The organism is Phenylobacterium sp., assembly GCF_028290885.1.
Taxonomy (GTDB): Bacteria; Pseudomonadota; Alphaproteobacteria; order Caulobacterales; family Caulobacteraceae; genus Phenylobacterium.
Genome location: NZ_JAQGIZ010000257.1, coordinates 1 through 2,944 on the forward strand (window position 1 = coordinate 1; position 2,944 = coordinate 2,944).

Below are 2,944 nucleotides of genomic sequence, written 5' to 3' on the forward strand. Positions count from 1 at the left end.
CACGGCGGCGGCGGCGGCCCGCTCCGCCGCGCGCAGCGGCCCGTCCCGGACGGCGAGCAGGAAGCGGGCCTGCCGCGCGAGATCGCCGGCGACCTGGTCGGCCTCGGCGTCGGAGGCGGGCGCGGAAAGCGCGCGGATGGCGCAGGCTAGGTTGAACACCCGCCGCTCCAGCACCGGCGGGTCCCAGGAAAAGCCGTTCCAGCGCCCGAACACACGCCGCCAGCCGAGCGTCAGGCGAAGCGCCTCCCAGGCGCCGGGGTCGCCGAGCGCCGCGAGATCCCTGAGCCAGCCGAACTGGTGCAGGACGACGGCGAACCGGCGGCCGGGGCTCGGCCGGTCCCAGGGGTCGCCGCGCGGGCCGGTCTGCAGGGTCTCGCCCGCGAACACGAAGGCGCCGGCCAGGATCCGCCGCCCGGCCTCGGTATCGGCGGGCCGCAGGTCCTTCGGCGTTGCGGCGAGGCCGTCGGGTCGCGGGCCGGCCAGCAGCAGGTGATGCAGCGGTGAGGCCGCCCACTCCAGTCCGACCCGGCGGCGCACCGCGACCGCGGCGGCCAGCGCCTGGTAGCCTCCGGGGATGCGGTCGAGGCCCGACGCCGTCATCGGCGCGCTTCCGCTCAGCCGCCGCGCAGGGCGGCGATGTTGGCGGCGTAGGCGCCAGGCCCGCCGCGGAACACCGCAGTGCCGGCCACCAGCACCGTGGCGCCCGCCGCGACGCATTGCCGGGCCGTCTCCGGCGTCACCCCGCCGTCCACCTCCAGCGGGATGTCGCGGCCGGTGGCGTCGATCATCGCGCGCAGGCGCTCGATCTTGGCGAGCTGCGAGGCCATGAAGCTCTGGCCGCCGAAGCCCGGGTTGATCGACATCACCAGGATCAGATCGACGTCGTCCATCATCCACTGGATCACCGACGGGTCGGTCGAGGGGTTGAACACCACCCCGGCCTTGGCCCCCAGCTCGCGGATCCGCTTCAGCGTGCGGTTGAGGTGCGGCCCGGCCTCGGGATGGACGCTGAGGATATCGGCGCCCGCGGCGCGGAAGGCCTCCAGGTAGGGATCGGCCGGGGAGATCATCAGGTGGACGTCGAGCAGGATATTCACGTGCGGCCGCAGCGCCTTCACCACGTCCGGGCCGATGGTGATGTTGGGCACGAAGTGGCCGTCCATCACGTCGACGTGCAGCCAGTCGGCGCCGGCCGCCTCGACGGCGCGCGCCTCCTCGCCCAGCCGCGCGAAATCCGCCGCCAGGATGGAGGGCGCGATGAGGGGGGCGGAGCGGGCCATGGGGGTCCGCATAACGTGATGCGCGGTCCGGAGCCAGGGGCGCGCTAGTACGCGACCTCTCGGTTGTCGCTGATCGCCTTCAGGACGGCCGGCACGCGCGCATAGCGGCGGCGTAGCTGGCGTTCTTCCCGCTCGAGGCGCGCGCAGCGTAATTCGCGGACCGTGGCCTCGATCTGACGCCGACGATCCGCGTCGTAGGGCTCCTCGCCGGCCCAGTGGTTGCAACTGCGCTGGCGGTCGATGTGCGCCCGCACGTCGTGCGGCAGGCGCCGAAGCTCGCGGGACTCCGCCTCATTGCCGAAGTCGCCGAGCGCCGGCGCCAGCAGCAAGACCGCGATCACCGCTGGCAGCATGTTCTCAGGCCTTCCGGAACCGCGCCACGTAGAAGCCGTCCGTCCCGCCTTCGGTGTGGTGCGGCAGGATGCGGAGCGTCCCGTCGGGCCGCAGGCTCGCGGCGGGCGCCCCGCCCTCCCCTGCGGCGATCGGATCGAGCGTGACGCCGGGCGTGCGGCCGAGGAACGCCGCGACCTGGCCTTCGCCCTCTTCCGGCTCCAGGGAGCACACGCAGTAGACCAGCCGGCCGCCGGACTTGGTGCGGCGGGCGGCGGCGTCGAGCAGCTTCGACTGCACCGCGGCGAGGCCCGCGACGTCGCTGGGCTTGGCGGCCCACAGCACATCGGGGTGTCTCCGGAAGGTCCCCGTGGCTGAGCAGGGCGCGTCGAGCAGCACCGCATCGAAGGTCCGCCGGTCGGACCAGATGGCGGCGTCCGACGTCACGGTCTCGGCGGCGAGGCCCGTGCGGGCGAGGTTCTCGCCGACCCGCTTCAGCCGGACCGGAGCGCGGTCGACGGCGGTGACCTGCGCGCCCGCGGCCGCCAGCTGCAGGGTCTTGCCGCCGGGCGCGGCGCAGAGGTCGAGGGCGCTCTCGCCGGGTTGCACCGCCAGCAGGCGCGCGGGGATGGCGGCCGAGGCGTCCTGCACCCACCAGGCGCCCTCGGCGAACCCCGGCCAGGTCGAGAGGTCGCCGCGCCGGGCGGTGCGCAGCGAACCGCCGGGCAGGACCTGAGCCTCCAGCGCCGCGGCGAGTTCGGCGGCGCGCGCCGGGTCTTTCAGCGACAGGTCCGTGGCGGGCTCGACCGCGATCGCCGCGGCGATCTTGCGCGCTTCGTCCGCCCCGAAGGCCGCACGCCAGCGGGCGTAGAGCCAGCTGGGCGCCAGCAGCTCCGGATCGTCCAGCGCCGGCGGCTCGCGCACCAGTCCGCGCAACACCGCGTTCACCAGCCCCTTGAACATCTGCAGGCCCTTGTCCTGCGCCACCAGGTCCACCGAGGCGCCGACGGCGGCGTGGACGGGGGTCTTGAGCAGGAAAGCCTGGGCGACGCCGAGGCGAAGCACCTGCACCACCTTGTCGGGCGGCGCCTTCTTCACCTTGGACTGCAGGGCCGAGTCGATGGGTCCGAGATGGCGCAGCGTCGCCATCACCAGCGCACGGGCGAAGGCCCGGTCGCGCCCGTCCAACGCGGCGAGCGCCGGGTGGCTCAGGCCCTCGTCCATGCCGGCGCGGCCGCCGAGCGCGGCGGTCAGGAGGTCGAGGGCTGCGGCGCGGGCCGGCAGGCCGGCTTTGTCGTTAGGCTGGGTTTCGCTCACCGGCGCGGCGTGCCCTG

Annotated in this window: 3 protein-coding genes and 1 pseudogene; all 4 read right to left on the reverse strand. The window is 74.6% G+C overall.

From position 1 onward, the window contains the following. Positions 1 to 600 (reverse strand): annotated as a pseudogene (locus tag JWP28_RS17270) (heparinase); the annotation flags it as partial. Positions 601 to 614: 14 nt separating this feature from the next. Next, positions 615 to 1,280 (reverse strand): ribulose-phosphate 3-epimerase, encoded by a 666-nt coding sequence (gene rpe / locus JWP28_RS17275; RefSeq protein WP_299544856.1) that lies wholly within the window; start codon positions 1,278 to 1,280, stop codon positions 615 to 617. A 44-nt stretch (positions 1,281 to 1,324) separates the two neighbouring features. Continuing rightward, a complete protein-coding gene (locus tag JWP28_RS17280) occupies positions 1,325 to 1,633 on the reverse strand; it encodes a hypothetical protein (protein WP_299544857.1) in 309 nt (102 codons plus the stop codon). Between the two features lie 4 nt (positions 1,634 to 1,637). After that, positions 1,638 to 2,927 carry an RsmB/NOP family class I SAM-dependent RNA methyltransferase gene (locus JWP28_RS17285; RefSeq protein ID WP_299544859.1) on the reverse strand — a complete coding sequence of 430 codons (1,290 nt, stop codon included), beginning with the start codon at positions 2,925 to 2,927 and terminating at the stop codon, positions 1,638 to 1,640. Positions 2,928 to 2,944: the final 17 nt, after the last annotated feature.